1 protein-coding gene is annotated in these 394 nt (G+C 63.5%); it reads left to right on the forward strand.

Features of this window, described 5'->3' with window-relative positions; genetic code table 11:
- Nucleotides 1-213: 213 nt before the first annotated feature.
- On the forward strand, nt 214-394 hold a 181-nt coding region (locus tag I6F21_RS38445), incomplete at its 3' end, for a hypothetical protein (protein ID WP_225184480.1).

Below are 394 nucleotides of genomic sequence, written 5' to 3' on the forward strand. Positions count from 1 at the left end.
CCCTTGCACCGGCCTGAGACGGTCATCATGTCTTGTCATATAACTGTCGCAGACTGGCGCTGCAGGGCGGGGTTTTTGCGTTTTCCCCGAACCTGACAGCTTGCTGAGCCGTGAAAGGCGCTTGAAAGTTCGCGTCGGTAAAAACGCTCCCGTCTCAAGGGGGAGTCTGCTGCAGTGAAACATCGGGGTGCATTCCATTTACGGGCGAGGGCCGTGCTGTGCGCGGTGACCTGCCTGCCATTTGCCGCTGCCTGGGCAGCCACGCCGGCATCGGCGCCGGCTGCGGCCAGCATGCCGGTCGCCACCATGCCGCCCATCAAGCCTTCCGTGCCGGGCGTGACGGGCGCCGGCTTCAACCTGGTCGAACTGCTGCAGGAGCTGAAAGGCAACAACC

This window comes from Bradyrhizobium sp. NBAIM03, from assembly GCF_020194055.1.
GTDB lineage: Bacteria > Pseudomonadota > Alphaproteobacteria > Rhizobiales > Xanthobacteraceae > Bradyrhizobium > Bradyrhizobium yuanmingense.